This is a genomic window from Hephaestia sp. MAHUQ-44 (genome assembly GCF_023806085.1).
Taxonomy (GTDB): Bacteria; Pseudomonadota; Alphaproteobacteria; order Sphingomonadales; family Sphingomonadaceae; genus Sphingomonas.
Window position 1 is genome coordinate 298,473 of record NZ_JAMSLX010000001.1, and the last position, 18,926, is coordinate 317,398.

Sequence of the window (18,926 nt, forward strand, 5' to 3'; positions counted from 1 at the left end):
GGCTTAGCCGATCGTCTGCCCGGTCTTCGCCCAATCGGCGAGGAAGCCTTCGATCCCCTTGTCGGTCAGCGGGTGCTTGACGAGCTGGCGGATGACGGCGGGCGGCGCGGTCATCACATCGGCGCCGATCCGGGCCGATTCGAGAACATGGACCGGGTGGCGCACGCTCGCGACGAGGATTTCGGTGTCGAAGGCGTAATTGTCATAGATCAGGCGGATGTCCGAGATGAGCTGCATGCCGTCGAAGCCGTTGTCGTCGTGCCGGCCGACGAAGGGCGAGATGAAGCTCGCGCCCGCCTTGGCGGCGAGCAGCGCCTGATTGGCCGAGAAACAGAGCGTGACGTTGACCATCGTGCCGTCGTCGGTGAGCGCCTTGCAGGTCTTCAAGCCATCGATCGTCAGCGGCACCTTGATCGCGACATTGTCGGCGATCTTGCGCAGGATCTCGGCCTCTTTCATCATCGTTTCATGGTCGAGCGCGACGACCTCGGCCGAGACCGGGCCCGAGGTGATCGAGCAGATTTCCGCGACGACCTCGAGAAACTTGCGGCCCGATTTATGGATCAGCGACGGATTGGTGGTGACGCCGTCGACCAGCCCCGATTCGGCAAGGTCGCGAATCTCGGCAGTGTCGGCGGTATCGACGAAGAACTTCATGGTCAGGCCCCTGATCTGGAAAAGGTGGCGCACCCGGCACGGCGTGCCGGGGTGCTTTCGGCGCCCAGCATGACAGAATCAAGCCTTGTGCGACAGCCTCAGCCGTGCGCGATCAAAACCCGCACCCGCGCCGTCTGCACGGCCGAGAGCTGAAGCGCATAACGGCCCGGCACGAGCCGGAAGTCGACGATCTTGCGGATGCCCGAACAAGTCGGCCCGCGACCGTGCGCCACCGCGGGCTGCACGGCGCCATCGCGCACCACATCGACCCACACCGGCTCGCTCAGTGCGACGCGATAGGTGCCCGTCGTGGCGATTTCGATCGGCACCAAGGCAGCGCGGCCCGGCCGATCGACCCCGGTGGCCGCAAGCCCGCGAATCGCCTTCGGATCACGCGCGGTGACGGTGAACGCCTTGCCGATACCGGGCACGCGCGTCGGCGACCGCCATCCCGCAAGCGCGGCAGGCAATGCGACGGGCGTATCGCACGCTGCGGCGGGCGCGGCTTGCGCGATCAACAAGGGCAGCAACAATGAGAGCATCGTTTCCCGACACATCAGTTATCGGACGGTATTTATCGCATCGTCTTTGCCACCGAAAGAGCCGATCCACGACACCCCTGCAACCCGACGCGACTGCAACAAAAACGACGCCGGATTGTCACGCAGACGTCATCAATCTGACACTAAAGGCACCGCATTGCCGTTTTCCGAGGATGATACGATGCGCACGCTGTTGATGGTCGCCCCGCTGCTGGCGCTCGCATTGCCCGCACACGCCCAGACCACCGATTCGCAGGTGTGGACGACGGTGGAAGCCTCGACCAGGCTCGACGACGGCCTGAAACTGACGCTCGAGGCGGTGGGGCGGTTCGGCGACGATGCCGGCGGCTTGTACGAGGCCGAATTCGGCGGCTGGCTGGGCTTCGACGTCGGCGGCGGGGTGACGATATCGACCGGCTATGTGCGCGTGCCGGGCTATGCGCACGGTGCACTTTCCAAGATGGAGGATCGCCCGCGCCAGCAGATCAGCTTCCCGCTCGGGCGAATCGGCGGCGGCACGCTGTCGGGCCGCGTCCGGCTCGAGGAGCGGCTGCGGCGCGACGGCGACGATATCGGGCTGCGGCTGCGCCCGCAGATCAAATATGCGCTGCCGCTCAGCGCCGGCAGCAAGACCGCGCTGGTGCTGAGCCACGAGAGCTTCATCCAGGTCAACGACACCGATTGGGGCCAGACCAGCGGCTATGCCCGGATGCGCAACGCGATCGGCATCAAGACCCCGATCAACAAGCAGATCGCGGTCGAGGCCGGCTATCTCAACCAATATGATTTCGGCATGCACGGCGCGCGCGACAAGATGGCACACGTTGCCACCGTCTCGCTGTCGCTGGGATTCTGACGACGCGGTTCACTCGACGCTCCGACGCGCTATGGGGGAGGCATGGCCTCCTCCCGCGCCCGAGTCCTTGTCATGAACGCCGCGCTCGGCCCGCTCGACTATCGCGTCCCGCACGGGATGACGGTCGCGCCGGGGTCGATCGTGGTCGCGCCGCTCGGGCCCCGCCAGTTGACCGGAATCGTGTGGGAGCCCGAACGGTTGCCGTCCGACGCCGAGGTCGGCGACAACCGGCTGCGCAATCTGGTGGGCGTGCTGCCCGCACCGCCGCTTGGCGCGCCACTCCGGCGGCTGATCGAGTGGACCGCAAATTATTATCTCGCCCCCACCGCAGCGGTCGCACGGATGACGCTGGCCTCGACCTCGGCGCTCGAGGGCGGGCGCACGATCACCGAATATCGCGCGACCGGCATCCCGCCCGCGCGCATGACGCCGCAGCGCGAACAGGCGCTGGCGCGGATCGGTGACCGGCAGGGGCTGATCCGCGAACTCGCGATCGCCGCCGAAGTATCCGACGGGGTGATCCGCGGGCTCGTCAAAACCCGCGCGATCGAGGCGATCGAGGTCGCTATCGACAGCCCCTTCGCGCTGCCCGATCCCGGCCATGCGGTCCCCACGCTCTCGGCCGATCAGCACGACGCCGCGCAGGCGTTGGTCGCGGCGGTCGAAGCGCGCGATTTCGAGCCCTGGCTGCTCGACGGCGTCACCGGATCGGGCAAGACCGAAGTCTATTTCGAGGCCGTCGCCGCCGCGATCGCCGCCGGCCGCCAGAGCCTTGTCCTGCTGCCCGAAATCGCGCTGACCGAGCCCTTCCTTAAGCGCTTCACCGCGCGCTTCGGGTGCGAGCCGGTGGCGTGGCATTCGGGGCTGCGCCAGTCGCAGCGCCGCCGCGCGTGGCGCCAGATCGCCGAGGGCCAGGCGCTGGTGACGGTCGGCGCGCGCTCGGCGCTGTTCCTGCCTTATGCCAATCTCGGGCTGATTGTCGTCGACGAAGCGCACGAGACGAGCTTCAAGCAGGAAGAAGGCGTCCATTACCACGCGCGCGATGTCGCGGTGATGCGCGGGCTGTTCGAGAAATGTCCGGTAGTGCTCGCCTCGGCCACCCCCGCGATCGAGACCCGCCATCAGGTCGCCATCGGGCGTTACAAGGAATTGAAGCTCCCCGGCCGCTACGGCGCGGCGGAAATGCCCGAGATCGCCGCGATCGACCTGATCGAGCATCCCCCCGAGCGCGGCCGCTGGATCGCGCCGCCGCTGGTCACCGCGATCGACGAGACGCTCGCACGGCAAGAGCAGGTGCTGCTGTTCCTCAACCGGCGCGGCTATGCGCCGCTGACGCTGTGCCGGACGTGCGGGCATCGCTTCCAATGCCCCAATTGCACCGCGTGGATGGTCGAGCATCGGCTGATCCACCGGCTTGCCTGCCACCATTGCGGGCATGTCGAGCCGGTGCCGCGCGCCTGCCCCGAATGCAGCAATGAGGACAGTCTGGTCGCGTGCGGCCCCGGCGTCGAGCGCATCGCCGACGAGGTTGCCGCGCTCTGGCCCGACGCCAAGGCGGCGGTCGTCACCTCGGACACGATCTGGTCGCCCGCCAAGGCGGCCGAATTCGTCCACCGGATGGAGGCGGGCGATATCGACATCGTGATCGGCACCCAGCTCGTCACCAAGGGCTATCATTTCCCCAATCTGACACTCGTCGGGGTGATCGATGCCGATCTGGGGCTCGACGGCGGCGATCTGCGCGCGGCCGAACACACCTTTCACCAGATCATGCAGGTATCGGGGCGCGCGGGGCGCGGCGAGAAGCCGGGCAGGGTCTTCCTCCAGACGCACGCGCCGGGGGCCGCGGTGATGCAGGCGCTGATCACCGGCGACGCCGAATCGTTCTATGCCGCCGAAACCGAGGCACGGCGCGACGCCGGGGCGCCGCCGTTCGGGCGCTACGCCGCGATCGTCGTCAGCTCGGAGGACAAGGACGCCGCGCACGCGACCGCGCTCAGCATCGCCCGCACCGCGCCGCGGATCGAGGGGATGCAGGTCTATGGCCCCGCCCCCGCGCCGCTGGCGATGCTGCGCGGGCGCCACCGCTTCCGCCTGCTGGTCCACGCGCGCCGCGCGCTCGACGTGCAGGACGTGCTCCGCGACTGGCTGGGCGCGCTCGACTGGAAACCCAAGGTGCGTGTCGCGGTCGATGTCGATCCGTACAGCTTCGTCTGACGCTTGAACCGATGCCCGCCGGCCGTCAAAGACGAGCGTCGGTGATGTCGGGGAGTAAGATGGCGCGTCTATTGCTGATCCTGGCGATGCTGGCGGCATTCGTGCAGCCGGCGCAGGCCGACGATATTTCCGCGACCGCGCGCGGTGTGGTCCGCGTGGTGACGATCGCATTCGACGGCGATTCGGTCGGTGATTTCGGCCATGGCAGCGGGTTTGCGATCGCGCCCGACCGGATCGTCACCAACGCGCATGTCGTCGAACTCGCGGCGCGCGATCCGGGGCATGTCGTGATCGGCATCGTCCCGTCCGAAGGCGACAAGACCTTTCGCGGCCGCGTGATCGCCTACGATCCCGCGCGCGATCTTGCCGTGATCGCGTTCGACGGCGCGCGCCTGCCGCCGGTCGCGCTCTACAACGGGCCGATGAGCGACGGCGCGCAGGTGGTGGCGCTGGGCTATCCGGGCAATGTCGATCTCGCGACCGCACAATCGGCGCTCGATTACATCACCCCGCTCTCGCCGGTGCGCTCGCAGGGCGTGTTTTCGGGCGCGCGCAGCCTGTCGGGGGTGCGCGTGCTGCTCCACACCGCCGGGATCGCGCGCGGCAATTCGGGCGGGCCGCTGCTCGATCCGTGCGGGCGCGTGATCGGGGTCAATTCGGCGATCACCAACAGCGGCGACGGCGATTCGAGCTTCGCCTTCGCGATCGCCAACAGCGAACTCGCCCAGTTTCTGCACGAGGCGGGCCAACCCTATCACGCGGTCGGCACGCCGTGCACCAGCATCGAAGCCCGGCTTGCCGCCGATGCCGAGGCCGCGCGACAGGAGCGCGCCATCGCCGATAGCGCGACGCGTGCACGCGCCGAAGCCGATGCGCTGAAGCAGGAACAGGCGCTCGCCGATGCGCGTGCGCGCGCGGAGCGGATGGCGGAGAATTTCATGGCGCTCGCCGCAGTGCTGCTGGTTGCCGGGGCGCTCGCGGTGGGCGGCGCCGCGCTGCTGACGACGCGCGGCGAGACGCGCCATGCGACCTGGGCGGGGATTGCGGGCGCGGCGTTCTTCGTCGCCTCGGTCGCGGTATTCTTCGGCCGGCCCGACGGCACGGTATCGATAACGTCGATGCCGGTGCCGCACGCCACGCCATCGACCGCGGCAGCGATGCCCACGGCGGGACGGTTGATGTGCCGCCTCGTCCCCGACCGCAGCCGCATCACCGTTTCGGCGACCGAGGACGTTCTGCTCGACTGGCGGCCGACCGGGTGCGTCAACGGCCGCACGCAATATCTCGCGCAGCCGGGAGAGACGTGGCAGCGCGTGCTGGCGCCCGACACCGAGGATACCGTCTCGGTGCTCGATTTCGATCCCGCCACGATGACCTACAGCGCGACGCGCTACCTGCTCGGCGGCAGCGCGATGGCGGCGGCGCGGGCCGCGCGGGGCGACGAGCCGCAGGCCTGCGTCGCGGAGGGCAGCGCGCGCGAGGCGCTTGCCGCGCATCAGGCGGCGATCCGCGCCACCTTGCCCGGCCTGCCCAACGAAAAGCTGGTCTATCGCTGCACGCCCGCGGCCGGTGGCGGTGTGCAGCGTGTGCCCGATTAGAGTGATTTCGAGCCAGATGGAAACATCTGGCGACTCGGAAATCACGGCAAACAAAAGATAATCCAGACTCGGTTCGGTTCTATTGGAACCGGACCGAGTCTAGGCCGTAGCGATCGATTCCGCAGGCGTGGATTGTCGGGCCCAGAAGGGCGCGACGATATTCCCGCGGCGATGCGCGATCACGAGCAGCGCTACACCGAGGGCGGTTGCCAGCACCAGCGCGGGCAGCGATGCCTCGGCCCCGAAGGCGCCGCCGGTCAGCAGATCCGGCCCCGTGATCCGCGGGACCAGCAGCCCCTTGGTATCGAGCCCCGAGATCGCGATCCCGTAAATGCCGCCTTGGGTGAAATTCCACGCCGCATGGATCCCGATCGCCGCCCATAGCCGGCGTGTGACCATATAGATCGCGCCGAGCATGATCCCCGCCTCAAGCGCGATACATATCGCCGCGAGCCAGCTCGCATTGGGATTGGCGAGGTGCCCCACCCCGAACAGTGCCGCTGACATCGCGAGCGCGATCCAGCTCCCGAGCCAGCGCTCGATCAGGCGGAAGATCAGCCCGCGCATAATGATCTCTTCGGTAAAGCCCGAAATGAGCGCGATCCCGAGCACCGGCCACAGCACCTCGGGCCCGCGCGTGCCGACCACGCGATAGCCGCCGAACAGCGCGATCACGCCGACGATCGCGGAAAAGATCAGGAACCCGATCAGCAACCCCGCGCCAAGCTCTCGCGCCCAGCCCTTGAGCCCGAACGCGGTCGGCCGCCGCCGCTCGACCAGCCAGACGAACGCCAGATACGCACCGGTAAAGACCGCCGCGACGGCCGCGCCGAGCACGGCCCCCATCGGCCCGTTGCCGTCGGGTTCGATCCGCTGGAGCACCCCCGACACCAGCCCCGACAGCGCCCCCGCGGCGACCATGAAGGCGAGCCCGATGGCGAGCAGCACCAGCGGGAAATGCACCACCTTCCAGACCATGCTCGATGGCGGTGTGTTCGGTTCTGTCGGTAGCATCGCGCGCCCTCCCCCAGGATCAGGCGCGGAGCCTAACGCCGTGCGGGCGATCGCGAAAGATGCTGGCCGAAATCGTGCCCTCAGGCCGATACGTTGGCGAGCGCATCATCCTTTTCGTTCGCGCGGGCATAGGCCTCGCGCGCCATCAGTCTGCCGACATAAGCGGTGAAAGCGTCACGTTTGGGCAATGTCCCGAACTGGACGCCCCAGGCGACCTGCGACCCGACATAGACATCGGCGGCGGTGAAGGCATCGCCCGCGATATAATCGTGCCGCGATACCGCCTGTTCGAGCACGTCGACCACGAGATCATAGCTGCCATAGCCGATCATCCGGCCCTGTTCGGGGGTCGCTTCGACATGGAGCGCCTTGTTGGTCACCGCCTGCTCGACCGGCCCGGCGGCGAAGAACAGCCAGCGATAATAAGCGGCGCGATCGGTGGTGGGCGGCGCGAGCCCGGCGTCGGGAAAGGCATCCGCCAGATAGGCGCAGATCGCCGCGCATTCGGTGACGACATGGCCGCGGTGGCGGATCGCGGGCACCTTGCCCATCGGGTTAATCGCGCGATAGGCGTCGCCCTTCATCGTCGAATCATAGTCCATCACCTGCGTCGCATAAGGCGCGCCGACTTCTTCGAGCATCCAGCGCGCGATCCGCCCGCGCGACTGCGGGTTGGTGTAGAAGATGAGATCGTCCGCCATGATTCCGGTCCTTTTTGCAGGGCAGCTCAGCCGGGTGAATCGAGATGATCGTGCAGGAAAGCGATCGTCCGCCCCCAGGCGAGCGCCGCCGCCCTGGCATCGTAGCGATCGGCCGAGGTGTCGTTGTTGAACGCGTGGTTGACCCCCGGATAGGTGTAGGCGGTCACGTCCTTGCCCGCCGCCTTCAGCGCCGCGATCCACGGTTCGCCGGTTGCGGCGACGCGCGTGTCGAGCCCGGCATAGTGGAGCAGCAACGGCGCGGCGACCTTGACCGCCTCGGCCGGATCGGGCGCGGGGCCGTAATAGCTGACCCCGGCGGCCAGCGCGGGGCCGGCAGCGATCGCAACGCGGTTCACCATCGCCCCGCCCCAGCAGAAGCCGATGATTCCGACCTTGCCGTTGCCCATCCGGCTGAGTGCCTTGACGAGCGCAACCGTATCGCCGGTTACCGCGCCGAGATCGGCGGTGCCGATCATGTCGCGCGCTTTATCCTCGTCGGCAGGTGTGCCGCCCTGATCGGTGAGCAGATCGGGCGCGACCGCGAGAAAGCCCGCGAGCGCGACGCGCCGCGCGACATCTTCGATATGCGCGGTCAGGCCGCGGTTTTCGTGAATCACGATCACCGCGCCGCGGCGCCGGGCCACGCCCCCCACCGGTTCGGCGGTGTAGCCGACAACCCGCCGCGACCCCGCGAAGCCGTATGTCTTGCGGCCGGTCCTGAGCCGGGCATCGTCGGCCGGCGCGATCGCCGCCGCGGCCGGCGTGGCAGCGATACCGGCGATCAGCGCTTCGGCGGCGGCCACCGATCCGGCGAGCGCGACCATCTGCCGCAGCAAGGTGCGCCGATCGCGATGCTCATGCGTGAAGGCATCGTAGATCGCGATCGCCCGCTGGCGCAGCTCGGTCATCGGCAGTTCTCCGAATCGCCTCTCGGCGTTACGCGGAGCCTACAACGTCTATCGCGTGAACTGAACGCCGAAGCGCTCAGGTTCAGCGCTTGAACGGATCGACGAAGCCGGGCGGCAGCGCGATGCCGCCGTTTTCCGCGTTCTCAGCATTTTCGGCGTCGCGCGCGGCCTGTTCGCGTTCGGCGCGCAATTCGCTGATCAGCGCCTCGCGATCGCCCGCAAGGCGGTTGTCGACCGGCGCTTCGAGCCCGGCGGCCTTGCCTGCCTTCGCCACCGCCGCGTCGAGCTCGCGCTGCGAGCACAGGCCCAGCGTCACCGGGTCCTTGGGGGTGATATTGGCGATGTTCCAATGGCTGCGCTCGCGGATCGCCTGAATCGTCGTGCGCGTGGTGCCGATCAGCGCCCCGATCTGCCCGTCGGTCATCTCGGGATGGTTGCGGATGATCCAGGCAATGCCATCGGGCTTGTCCTGGCGCTTGGAAACCGGCGTGTAGCGCGGCCCCTTGGTACGGCGGACCTGCTCGGGGCCCTTCGACATCTTCAGCCGGTAATCGGGATCGGCCTGGCCCTTCTCGATTTCCTCGATCGCCAGTTCGTGCGCGCGGACGGGATCGCGCCCGGCCAGCTTGGTCGCCGCGGTATCGTCGGCAATCGCCTGGACCTCAAGGATATGGAGGCCACAAAATTCCGCGATCTGCTCAAAACTGAGCGCAGTATTATCGACCAGCCACGAAGCGGTCGCGTGCGGCATGAGCGGCTGGGCCACGGTTGAGTCCTTCTCTAAAACAATAAGGGCCGCCCCTCGCGGAGCGGCCGTGCAGATCGCCAACGTAATGCGGGTGGAGCGGCGTGGCAAGGATTTCGCGTATATTCCGCCGCGGCATCGGCCCGCTTCCTACCCGGCCACCCAGTGGAGAAGCGGGCCGGTGCCGTCAACCCAACTCAGTCGCGCAGCGACACGAACCGGGGCAACGCAGCGACGCGATCGATCCACGCGCCGATATGCGGATAGAGCGCGAGATCAAACCCGCCCTCGTCGGCAACGTGGGTGTAGGCGAACAGCGCGATGTCGGCGAGCGTGACGGCATCCCCCACGAACCAATCGTGCAGCGACAGATGATCTTCCATCTGCTGAAGCGCCGCCTCGCCGGCGATCCGCTTGCCGGGGATCATATTGCGTTGGAGTTCGCTCAACGCATCGTTGCCCACCATCGTCAGCCAGAAGCGCACCGTCGCGATATTGGGCTCGTGGTGATATTGTTCGAAGAACATCCAGCGCAGCATATCGGCACGATCGAAGCGATCGGCGGGCACCAGCGCCGAGCCGTCGGCCAGATAGACGCACGCCGCGTTGCTTTCGGGCAGGAAGCGCCGGCCGACCTGGAGTACCGGAATCCGCCCGACCGGATTGATGTGCGCGAGGAATTCGGGCGTCCGCGTCTCGCCCTTCATGATGTCATAGGCGACGCGCTCCATCCGGATGCCGAGCAGCCCCGCGGCAAGCCGGATCTTGTAGCAATTGCCCGACATCGGGTCTTCGTGAAGGATCAGTTTTTCCGGCATCGGTCATCCCCGCCTGGCGCGTCACGTGTCACCCCATCGTCAGCACGATCTTGCCGATATGGTCGCCCGATTCCATGCGGCGGTGCGCCTCGGCGGCCTCGGCGAGCGGGAAGGTCGTGTCGATCGCGGGCTTGAGTTGCCCCGCTGTGACCAATGGCCAGACGGTGCGCGCAAGTTCGTCGGTGACGAGCGCCTTGAACGCGGCATCGCGCGGTCGCAGCGTCGATCCGGTGAGCGTCAGGCGGCGGCGCATCACCTCGAAGATAGGAATCGTCGCCATCGCGCCGCCCTGCACCGCGATCGAAACATGGCGGCCGTCGTCGGCGAGGCATTGGAGGTTGCGCGGCACATAATCGCCGCCGACCATGTCGAGCACCGCGGCAACGCCCTTGCCGCCGGTGATCGCCTGCACCTCGGCGACGAAATCATGGGTCTTGTAGTTGATCGCATGATCGGCGCCGAGCGCGCGGGCGGCGGCGCATTTTTCGTCCGAGCCCGCGGTGACGATGATCGTCACCCCGAACAACCCGGCAAGCTTGATCGCCATCGTACCGATCCCGCTGGTGCCGCCGTGAACGAGCACGGTATCGCCCTCGGCGACATAGGCGCGCTCGAACAGATTGGTCCACACGGTATAGAGCGTTTCGGGCATCGCCGCGGCCTCGGCCATCGACAGCGCATCGGGCACCTGCAGGCACTGGCCCACGGGAGCGACGGCATAATGCGCATAGCCGCCACCCGCGACGAGCGCGGCGACGCGCTGGCCAAGCCAGGGGGTTTCAACCCCCGTGCCCAGCGCGACGATCTCGCCCGCAAGCTCGAGCCCGAGGATCGACGGCGCCCCCGGCGGCGGGGGATAACCGCCCTTGCGCTGGAGCACGTCGGGGCGATTAACCCCGGCGGCGGCGACACGGATCAGCACCTCGCCCGCCTCCGGTTGCGGCACCGGCCGCTCGACGGGAATCAGGACTTCGGGACCGCCACGTTGCTCGGGGTCGATCGCGATCATCGTTTCAGGTGTTGTCAGGGGCAATGCAGTCATCAAAACGGCCCTCCCGCCGGCGCCTTATTGACATCGCGGCCGTGCCGGTCAACGCTCCATGTCATGGATTCCGAGGAGATTCTTCCACGCCGGCGCGACGATCCGCTGACGATGCTGGCGCGCCAGGACCTTGATCCGCTGTCAGTGGCGGAGCTCGATGCGCGGATCGCCGCGCTCGATGCCGAGATCGCGCGGGTCCGCCGCCACCGCGACCACGCCGTTAACCATCGCGCAAGCGCTGACGCCCTATTCAAGCGATGAGCGCGCACCGCACCTTGCACGCCAATGGTGCGGTGCGGACGGCTGGTGCTTGATGCGAGGCCTCTCGCTTCCGACATGGGAGCAAAGGGCCGCGCGTGCTGTGGCCCGCAAGGAGTGAACCTCTAATGCCGTCTTTCGCCCCCGCGCTCGAAACCACGCTGCACAAGGCGCTCGAAGCCGCGAGTTCGCGGCGCCACGAATATGCGACGCTCGAGCATCTGCTGCTGGCGCTGGTCGACGACGAACACGCCTCCAAGGTCATGGATGCGTGCAGCGTCGATCTCGGCGACCTGCGCGCCACCGTCACCCATTATCTCGATACCGAGCTTGAAGCGCTCAAGGTCGATTCGGCGACCGACCCCTCGCCGACCAGCGGTTTCCAGCGCGTCGTCCAGCGCGCGATCCTGCACGTCCAGTCGTCGGGCCGCGACGAAGTGACCGGTGCCAACGTGCTCGTCGCCTTGTTCTCCGAACGCGAGAGCTATGCGGTCTATTTCCTGCAACAGCAGGATATGAGCCGGCTCGATGCCGTCAGCTTCATCAGCCACGGGGTCGGTAAGGGCGGCGCGCCGAGCGAAACGACCATCCCCAAGGGCGCCGACGAGGATAAATCCGCCAAGGCCGACAAGGGCAAGAGCGAAAGCGCGCTCAAGCAATTCACGGTCAACCTCAACGAGAAGGCCGAGAACGGCAAGGTCGATCCGCTGATCGGCCGCGGGCCCGAGGTCGATCGCACGATCCAGATCCTGTGCCGTCGCAGCAAGAACAACCCGCTCTATGTGGGCGACCCCGGCGTCGGCAAGACCGCGATCGCCGAAGGGCTCGCGCGCAAGATCATCGAGGGCGATGTACCCGACGTGCTCAAGGAAGCGGTGATCTATTCGCTCGACATGGGCGCGCTGCTCGCGGGCACGCGCTATCGCGGCGATTTCGAGGAGCGGCTGAAGGCGGTGGTTTCCGAGCTGGAGAAGCTGCCGCACGCGGTGCTGTTCATCGACGAGATCCATACCGTGATCGGCGCCGGGGCCACCTCGGGCGGGGCAATGGATGCCTCAAACCTGCTCAAGCCCGCGCTGTCGGGGGGCACGATCCGCTGCATCGGCTCGACCACCTACAAGGAATTCCGCAACCATTTCGAGAAGGATCGCGCGCTGTTGCGCCGGTTCCAGAAGATCGACGTCAACGAACCGACGATCGAGGACACGATCAAGATCCTCGCCGGGCTGCGCAGCGCGTTCGAGCAGCACCATTCGGTCAAATACACGCCCGAGGCGCTCAAGAGCGCGGTCGAACTGTCGGCACGCTACATCAACGACCGCAAATTGCCCGACAAGGCGATCGACGTGATCGACGAGGTCGGCGCGATGCAGATGCTCGTCGCGCCCTCGAAGCGCCGCAAGACGATCACCCCCAAGGAGATCGAGGCGGTGATCGCGACGATGGCGCGCATCCCGCCCAAATCGGTCTCGACCGACGACAAGAAGGCGCTCGAAAGCCTCGAGACCGACCTGAAACGGGTGGTGTTCGGCCAGAACGCCGCGATCGAGAAGCTCGCGAGCGCGATCAAGCTGAGCCGTGCGGGGTTGCGCGATCCCGACAAGCCGATCGGCAATTACCTGTTCACCGGCCCGACCGGCGTGGGCAAGACCGAGGTCGCCAAGCAACTCGCGAGCATCATGGGCATCCCGCTCCAGCGCTTCGACATGAGCGAATATATGGAGCGCCATTCGGTCAGCCGGCTGATCGGCGCGCCGCCGGGCTATGTCGGCTACGATCAGGGCGGGCTGCTCACCGACGCGGTCGACCAGAACCCGCATTCGGTGCTGCTGCTCGACGAGATCGAGAAGGCGCACCCGGACCTGTTCAACATCCTGTTGCAGGTGATGGACAACGGCAAGCTCACCGATCACCACGGCAAGACGGTCGATTTCCGCAACGTCATCCTGATCATGACGACCAACGCGGGCGCCTCCGACATGGCGCGCGAGGCGCTGGGCTTCGGCGTGTCGAGCCGCGAGGGCGAGGATGAGGAAGCGGTGAAGAAGATGTTCACCCCCGAATTCCGCAACCGCCTCGATGCGATCGTGCCGTTCGGCTATCTGCCGCCCGAGGTGGTTGCGCGGGTGGTGGACAAGTTCATCCTCCAGCTCGAACTCCAGCTCGCCGACCGGCAGGTGCATATCCAGCTCGACGACGCGTCGAAGGCGTGGCTCACCGAGCGCGGCTACGACAAGCTCTACGGCGCGCGCCCGATGAGCCGCCTGATCCAGGAAAAGATCAAGCAGCCGCTGGCCGAGGAATTGCTGTTCGGCAAGCTGGTCCATGGCGGCGAGGTCGACGTTACCGTCAAGGACAATGCGCTGGCGTTCCAGCTCACCCCCGCCGCGCCCAAGAAACCGCGCAAAAAGGGCGGCGGCAAGAAGACTGAAAAGATCGACGCCAAGTAAATTCGTCTCAAGCGATCAAGCAAGGCCGGCCTTCGGGCCGGCCTTTTTTGTCGCGACGCATGTCGCGTTTATCCAATGACGGGAACCTGAGCGCTGGTAGCCTGAGCGTTTTTTCGGACGAGGATATCTGGGGCATGGCGATGCAGGGGCGCTGGATTTTGGCGGGCGTGGCGGCGGTGGCCGCAACTGGTACGGCGGCGTTGATCGCGGCGCCCGCCGCATCAGGGCCCAAGGCGCGGTACGCGATGGACGTCACCACGACGAGCGGCTTCATGGCGGGCGGCGTCAATCCGCTGGCGATGCTGCGCGGCGGGGGCGGCGATGCCACGGCGCACCAACTCACGCTGCGGCTGGGATCGAGCAGCGCGGCAGCGGGGTCGCCCGCCGCCGACCATTTCATGCCGGCGGGGATGAAACTCGGCCTCTCGGTTCCGCTCGCCACCCCGCAGCAGCGCAATAGCAACAGCGCCGACAGCCTGGCCGATTCCGGCACGCCTGAAGATTTCCAGCGCCCCAAGGGACGGTTGCTGCTGTTCTGGGGCTGCGGCGCGCATGCCGGGCCGGGCCAGCCGGTGGTCATCGATTTCGCCAAGCTCGCGCAGGGCCAGATGCCGCCCAATCTGTTCTCGACGACGGTACCGGTCGATCGCGGACCGACCGCCGCGAGTAGCCGCACTTTCGGCGAATGGCCCAACAGCAAAGCCAAGCGCACCACCATCCCGGCGGGTGCATCGCTGATCGGTGACCATCGGATCGCGGGCAATTACAGCCCCGAGATCAAATTCGCGCTGACGCAGGATTTCATGCCCGCGATGCGCGCCTCGTCAAAGGCCGGCGCCGACGGGTCGGTCACGCTGAGCTGGCAGCCGGTCGATGCGGCAACGGGCTATTACGCCTGGGCGATGGGCGCCGCGACTATGGGCGAAGAGGGCGGCGACATGGTCTGGTGGACCTCGGCCGGCCGGAAAGAATTCGGCGCCGGACTGGCCGATTGGGTCGCGCCCGCCACTGTCCGCCGCCTGATCGGCGAAAAGGTGGTGCTGCCGCCTGGCCAGACGAGCTGCACCATGCCCGCCGAGGTCAAGGCGACGGGGGCGATGCTGATGACGCAGCTCCATGCCTATGGCCCCGAGGCCGATTTTTCCTATCCGCCGCGCCCCGCCAAGGCGCCCGCCACCTGGGCCCCCGACTGGACCGCGCGCGTCCGCTACAAATCGAACACCAGCCTGATGCTGGGCATGCCCGGCATGGGCGAGATGATGGGGGGCAGGAACAACGCGCGCTCGACCGACGAGTCGCGGCAGGAGGCCCCGCCGAAGAAGTGCAAGCCGAGCCTGGGCGGGGTGTTGAAGGGCAAAATCTGCTGATCGTAACGAGATCGAAATAACCATTCGTTTACGGTCTGTTTGCGATCTCGGGACTAGGTTGCTGCGATGTCGGCGGCTCGGCTTATCTGCGCATTGGCGCTCCTGTTCGCGTCGCTGTTGCTCGGCGCAGGCAGTGCCCACGCGCAGACGGGCAATGCGGGCATCCCGATCGATACCTGCGTGACGCGCGCGGCGCCGGGCATGTCGCCGCGGGCGCTGTTCGCCAGCCCGGACCAGTTCGATTGCACCCGCCGCCAGACCGATTGGGGGGCAGGCACGTTCTGGATATTGTCACAACCGCTCGCCGTCTCCGATCAGGCGCTCGACGTCCGCCTCGCCAGCCTTTGGCAAGACCGGGTGACGCTCTACGCGCTCTACACCGATGGCGCGATCGTGCGGGTTGTCACCGATGGCCACGATGCGACCCACGGCCTCCAGCTCGGCGCAATCATCACCCAGCGGTTGCCGATGCGCGTCGGCGTGCCGGTGATACGGCTGCTCTGGCATGTCGAGGGAGCCGCGAACCTGCGCGGAATCCTCCTCGATCCGCGCGTCGCGACGGCCACCGAAAGCGCCGAATCGAACGTCCATATGGCCGCCCTCTACGCAGGGTTCGCGGGGCTGTGCATCGCACTGTTCGTCTACAATCTGGCGCTATGGGGGGCGCTGCGGCATCGGTTCCAGCTCGCTTATTGCGCGATGATGGCGGCGCTGCTGGCGTACAGCTATTCGTCGTCGGGCGCGCTGGCCTGGACCTTCCCCGATATTCTCAACAACGATCGGTTGCGGATCAACTATCTGCTGCTCGCGCTGTCGGCGGCATGCTCAGTCGCGTTCGCGCGCAGCTTTTTCGAGCCTCGGGTCTTTTCGCCGGCGATGGTGCGCGCGTGCAAAGCAACAATCGCCGCGCTGATGGGCAGCGCGCTGCTCTTTCTCGTGCTCGCGCCATGGCGGATCACCTTGCTCGATCAACTTTATGTCCTCGCCTTTGTCGGCCTGCTGCTGTTCGCCGGCGCGGTGATGTGGCGGGCATGGCGAACCGGGAGCCGCTATCTGTGGCTGTTCGCGTTGGCCTGGGCGGTGCCGATCGCGCTGGCCGGCGCGCGCGTCGCCAACGGTCTCGATCTGATCGAATGGAGCTTCTGGATCGACAATTCCACGCTGGCGGCGATGGCCGCGGAGGCGCTGCTGTCGAGCCTTGCCATCGCCTATCGCATCCGCCTGCTGAGCCGCGAGCGCGACGCCGCGATCCGGCAGGAGGTCGCGACGCGCACGCTGGCCGATACCGATCCGCTGACCGGCCTGCTCAACCGCCGGGCTTTCCTGCGCGAGGCGATCGGCCGCGTCGGCAACCAGCGGCTGCTGCTGGCCGATCTCGACTATTTCAAGCGCGTCAACGACACGATCGGGCATGACGGCGGCGACGAGGTGCTGTGTCGCTTCGCGCGCGTTCTGCGCCTGACAGCGCTCGAAGGCACGCTGATCGCGCGGATGGGGGGCGAGGAATTCGCGATCCTGAGCGATGCCGATGCCGGGCCCGCGCCCGAACATATCCTCGCGCGGCTGCGCATCGAACGGATGCCGTTCGACCTCACCATCACCGCGAGCATCGGCGCCAGCGACGGACCATTGCTTACCGAGCCCGACTGGCAACAGCTCTATCGCGCCGCCGACCGCGCGTTGCTCGACGCCAAATCCGACGGCCGCGATCGCGCCCGCGCCGCCTATTCGATCGTTTTCGCGGCCTGACGAGCCCGCGATCGCTTGTCGTCGATACCCGAAACCTGTATTCTTGCGCCCGACGCGAAGGAGGGTTGATGCGCGAGCGCAGGATCGGATTGGCGGTGATCGTCGCGCTGCTGCTCGTGCTCGGCATCCGGCACGCGCCGCAGGTGCGGTTGAGCGCGACCATGCCGTCCGAAAGCGATGCCGTTCAGGTCCAGGCGGTGGTCGATCTCGGCACCACCGCAGGCGCGCTGCTGTTTACCTGGACGATCGACCATCTCGGAAACGCGCGCTGACTTGCACGGCGTGGGCGGTGTGCCTAACCCTGTTCCCATGAACGATCCCGAGCGCGCCTGGCGCACCGCTTATCGTCATCCCATGCCATGGGATACGCGTTTTACCCCCCAATCGATGGTCGAGCTGTTCGATGCCGCCGCCACGGAAGCAAGGCAGCAGCCGCTGATCGATTTCCTCGGGCGAACCTATAGCTACGCCGAGACGCTCGACGGCGCCAACCGCGTCGCCGCCGGGCTGCAGGCGCTCGGCTACGGCCCCGGCGACCGGATCGGGCTGTTCCTGCCCAACGTCCCGCATTACGTCGCGGCCTATTACGGCATCCTCAAGCTCGGCGCGACGGTGGTCAATTTCTCGCCGCTCTACACCGCGCAGGAGCTGGCGCATCAGGTCGCCGATTCGGGCACCAAGGTGCTGTTCACCCTGTCGGCGACGGCGCTGTTGCCGACCGCGCTTCAAGTGCTCGACAGCTCGGGGCTCGAACGCCTCGTCGTCGGGTCGATCGCCGGGGCGCTGCCGCCGACAAAGTCGCTTTTCTATCGCCTGTTTCGCGGCAAGGAGGTCGCCAAACGCCCCGACGATGCGCGCATCACCGCTTTTTCGGCGCTGATCCGCAATGACGGCGCATACGAGAAGCCCGAGATCGTTCCCGAGCGGACGATCGCGCTGATCCAATATACCGGCGGCACCACCGGCACCCCCAAGGGCGCGATGCTCACCCATCAGAATCTGACCGCCAATGCGCGGCAGGTGATCGGGCTCGATCCGCTGCCCGGCACCGAAGACCGGATTCTCGGCGTGCTGCCGCTGTTCCATGTGTTCGCCAATACCTGCGTGCTCAACCGCACCGTCGCCAATCGCGGCTGCATGGTGCTGTTGCCGCGCTTCCACGCCGGGCAGGTGCTCGCCGCGCTCGGCCGCACCGCCGCGACCGCGCTGCCGGGGGTGCCGACGATGTACCAGGCGCTGCTCGACGATCCCAAGGTGGGCGACACCGATTTCACGCATCTGCGCGTGTGCGTCTCGGGCGGCGCGCCGCTGGCGGCGGAGCTTAAAGCGAAATTCGAGGCGACGACCGGCGCGCAATTGGTCGAGGGCTATGGGCTGTCGGAAAGCTCCGGGGTGATCTCGTGCAACCCGTATGAAGGCGCGGGCAAATCGGGGACGATCGGCCAGCCGCTTCCCGGTACCCGCGTCCGGCTGGTCGACAAGGACGACCCGCATCGGCCGCCCCCCGAGGGCGAGCCCGGCGAGATCGTCGCCGCGGGGCCGCAGATCATGCTCGGCTATTGGAACCGGCCCGATGCCGATGCCGACGTGTTCATCACCGATGCCGAAGGCACGCGCTGGCTGCGTACCGGCGATGTCGGCGCGATCGACGACGATGGCTTCATCCGCATCGTCGATCGTCTCAAAGACATGATCGCAGTCGGCGGGTTCAAGGTATTCCCGAGCCAGATCGAGGCCGTGCTCTATCGGCACCCGGCGGTGAAGGAGGCGCTCGTGATCGGCCTGCCCGATACCTATCGCGGCGAGCATCCGCGCGCCTATGTGACGCTGGACGATGGCGCCACCGCAACACCCGAAGCACTCGCGGCCTGGCTCAACCCCCAGCTCGGCAAGCACGAGCGGGTCGATCAGGTCGTGATCCGCACCGCGCTGCCCAAGACGATGGTCGGCAAATTGAGCCGCAAGGATCTGATCGCCGAGGTGATGGCCGAGGGGTGATCCCTT

The 18,926-nt window shown here is 67.0% G+C and carries 17 protein-coding genes; 9 read left to right on the forward strand and 8 right to left on the reverse strand.

Going from position 1 to position 18,926, the window contains the following annotated elements; translation table 11 throughout:
• Nucleotides 1-3: 3 nt before the first annotated feature.
• Together fsa and NFE57_RS01390 are read right to left on the reverse strand one after the other, a co-directional pair.
• Nucleotides 4-657 carry a fructose-6-phosphate aldolase gene (gene fsa, locus NFE57_RS01385; RefSeq protein WP_252133762.1) on the reverse strand — a complete coding sequence of 218 codons (654 nt, stop codon included), beginning with the start codon at nucleotides 655-657 and terminating at the stop codon, nucleotides 4-6.
• A gap of 98 nt (nucleotides 658-755) precedes the next feature.
• Entirely contained in the window at nucleotides 756-1,199 is a 444-nt protein-coding gene (locus NFE57_RS01390) for a hypothetical protein (RefSeq protein WP_252133763.1), read from the reverse strand.
• Between the two features lie 181 nt (nucleotides 1,200-1,380).
• On the opposite strand from NFE57_RS01390, the gene NFE57_RS01395 reads away from it, so the two are divergent.
• Genes NFE57_RS01395 through NFE57_RS01405 form a run of 3 tightly spaced genes read left to right on the forward strand, consistent with a single transcriptional unit; the run spans nucleotide 1,381 to nucleotide 5,870 of the window.
• Nucleotides 1,381-2,055 (forward strand): DUF2490 domain-containing protein, encoded by a 675-nt coding sequence (locus NFE57_RS01395; RefSeq protein ID WP_252133764.1) that lies wholly within the window; start codon nucleotides 1,381-1,383, stop codon nucleotides 2,053-2,055.
• Between the two features lie 42 nt (nucleotides 2,056-2,097).
• On the forward strand, nucleotides 2,098-4,272 hold the full coding sequence (locus NFE57_RS01400) for a primosomal protein N' (RefSeq protein ID WP_286207580.1): 2,175 nt from the start codon (nucleotides 2,098-2,100) through the stop codon (nucleotides 4,270-4,272).
• A gap of 59 nt (nucleotides 4,273-4,331) precedes the next feature.
• Entirely contained in the window at nucleotides 4,332-5,870 is a 1,539-nt protein-coding gene (locus NFE57_RS01405; RefSeq protein ID WP_252133766.1) for a trypsin-like peptidase domain-containing protein, read from the forward strand.
• Between the two features lie 99 nt (nucleotides 5,871-5,969).
• Here the strand turns inward: NFE57_RS01405 and NFE57_RS01410 are convergent, their stop codons facing one another.
• The 6 genes from NFE57_RS01410 to NFE57_RS01435 all read right to left on the reverse strand — a co-directional run bounded on the left by NFE57_RS01410 (nucleotide 5,970) and on the right by NFE57_RS01435 (nucleotide 11,098).
• Entirely contained in the window at nucleotides 5,970-6,884 is a 915-nt protein-coding gene (locus tag NFE57_RS01410; protein ID WP_252133767.1) for a CPBP family intramembrane glutamic endopeptidase, read from the reverse strand.
• Between the two features lie 80 nt (nucleotides 6,885-6,964).
• Nucleotides 6,965-7,585 (reverse strand): glutathione S-transferase family protein, encoded by a 621-nt coding sequence (locus tag NFE57_RS01415; protein WP_252133768.1) that lies wholly within the window; start codon nucleotides 7,583-7,585, stop codon nucleotides 6,965-6,967.
• Between the two features lie 26 nt (nucleotides 7,586-7,611).
• A complete protein-coding gene (locus NFE57_RS01420) occupies nucleotides 7,612-8,493 on the reverse strand; it encodes a dienelactone hydrolase family protein (RefSeq protein WP_252133769.1) in 882 nt (293 codons plus the stop codon).
• Nucleotides 8,494-8,575: 82 nt separating this feature from the next.
• Complete coding sequence (locus NFE57_RS01425; protein ID WP_252133770.1) at nucleotides 8,576-9,259, reverse strand: DUF1013 domain-containing protein; 684 nt, start codon at nucleotides 9,257-9,259, stop codon at nucleotides 8,576-8,578.
• Between the two features lie 176 nt (nucleotides 9,260-9,435).
• Entirely contained in the window at nucleotides 9,436-10,056 is a 621-nt protein-coding gene (locus NFE57_RS01430; protein WP_252133771.1) for a glutathione S-transferase family protein, read from the reverse strand.
• A gap of 28 nt (nucleotides 10,057-10,084) precedes the next feature.
• Entirely contained in the window at nucleotides 10,085-11,098 is a 1,014-nt protein-coding gene (locus tag NFE57_RS01435) for an NAD(P)H-quinone oxidoreductase (protein ID WP_252133772.1), read from the reverse strand.
• Nucleotides 11,099-11,161: 63 nt separating this feature from the next.
• Between NFE57_RS01435 and NFE57_RS01440 the strand changes: the two genes are divergently transcribed.
• The 6 genes from NFE57_RS01440 (at nucleotide 11,162) to NFE57_RS01465 (ending at nucleotide 18,920) form a co-directional block, all read left to right on the forward strand.
• Nucleotides 11,162-11,359: a DUF1192 domain-containing protein gene (locus tag NFE57_RS01440; RefSeq protein ID WP_252133773.1), complete on the forward strand. Its 198-nt coding sequence runs from the start codon at nucleotides 11,162-11,164 to the stop codon at nucleotides 11,357-11,359.
• Nucleotides 11,360-11,484: 125 nt separating this feature from the next.
• Complete coding sequence (gene clpA / locus NFE57_RS01445; protein ID WP_252133774.1) at nucleotides 11,485-13,806, forward strand: ATP-dependent Clp protease ATP-binding subunit ClpA; 2,322 nt, start codon at nucleotides 11,485-11,487, stop codon at nucleotides 13,804-13,806.
• Nucleotides 13,807-13,865: 59 nt separating this feature from the next.
• Nucleotides 13,866-15,173 (forward strand): hypothetical protein, encoded by a 1,308-nt coding sequence (locus tag NFE57_RS01450; protein WP_252133775.1) that lies wholly within the window; start codon nucleotides 13,866-13,868, stop codon nucleotides 15,171-15,173.
• A 93-nt stretch (nucleotides 15,174-15,266) separates the two neighbouring features.
• Nucleotides 15,267-16,922, forward strand: a complete 1,656-nt coding sequence (locus NFE57_RS01455) for a GGDEF domain-containing protein (protein WP_252133776.1) — start codon at nucleotides 15,267-15,269, stop codon at nucleotides 16,920-16,922.
• 68 nt (nucleotides 16,923-16,990) lie between these two features.
• A complete protein-coding gene (locus tag NFE57_RS01460; protein WP_252133777.1) occupies nucleotides 16,991-17,194 on the forward strand; it encodes a hypothetical protein in 204 nt (67 codons plus the stop codon).
• A 37-nt stretch (nucleotides 17,195-17,231) separates the two neighbouring features.
• Nucleotides 17,232-18,920: an AMP-binding protein gene (locus tag NFE57_RS01465; RefSeq protein ID WP_252133778.1), complete on the forward strand. Its 1,689-nt coding sequence runs from the start codon at nucleotides 17,232-17,234 to the stop codon at nucleotides 18,918-18,920.
• The last annotated feature ends 6 nt before the right edge of the window (nucleotides 18,921-18,926 follow it).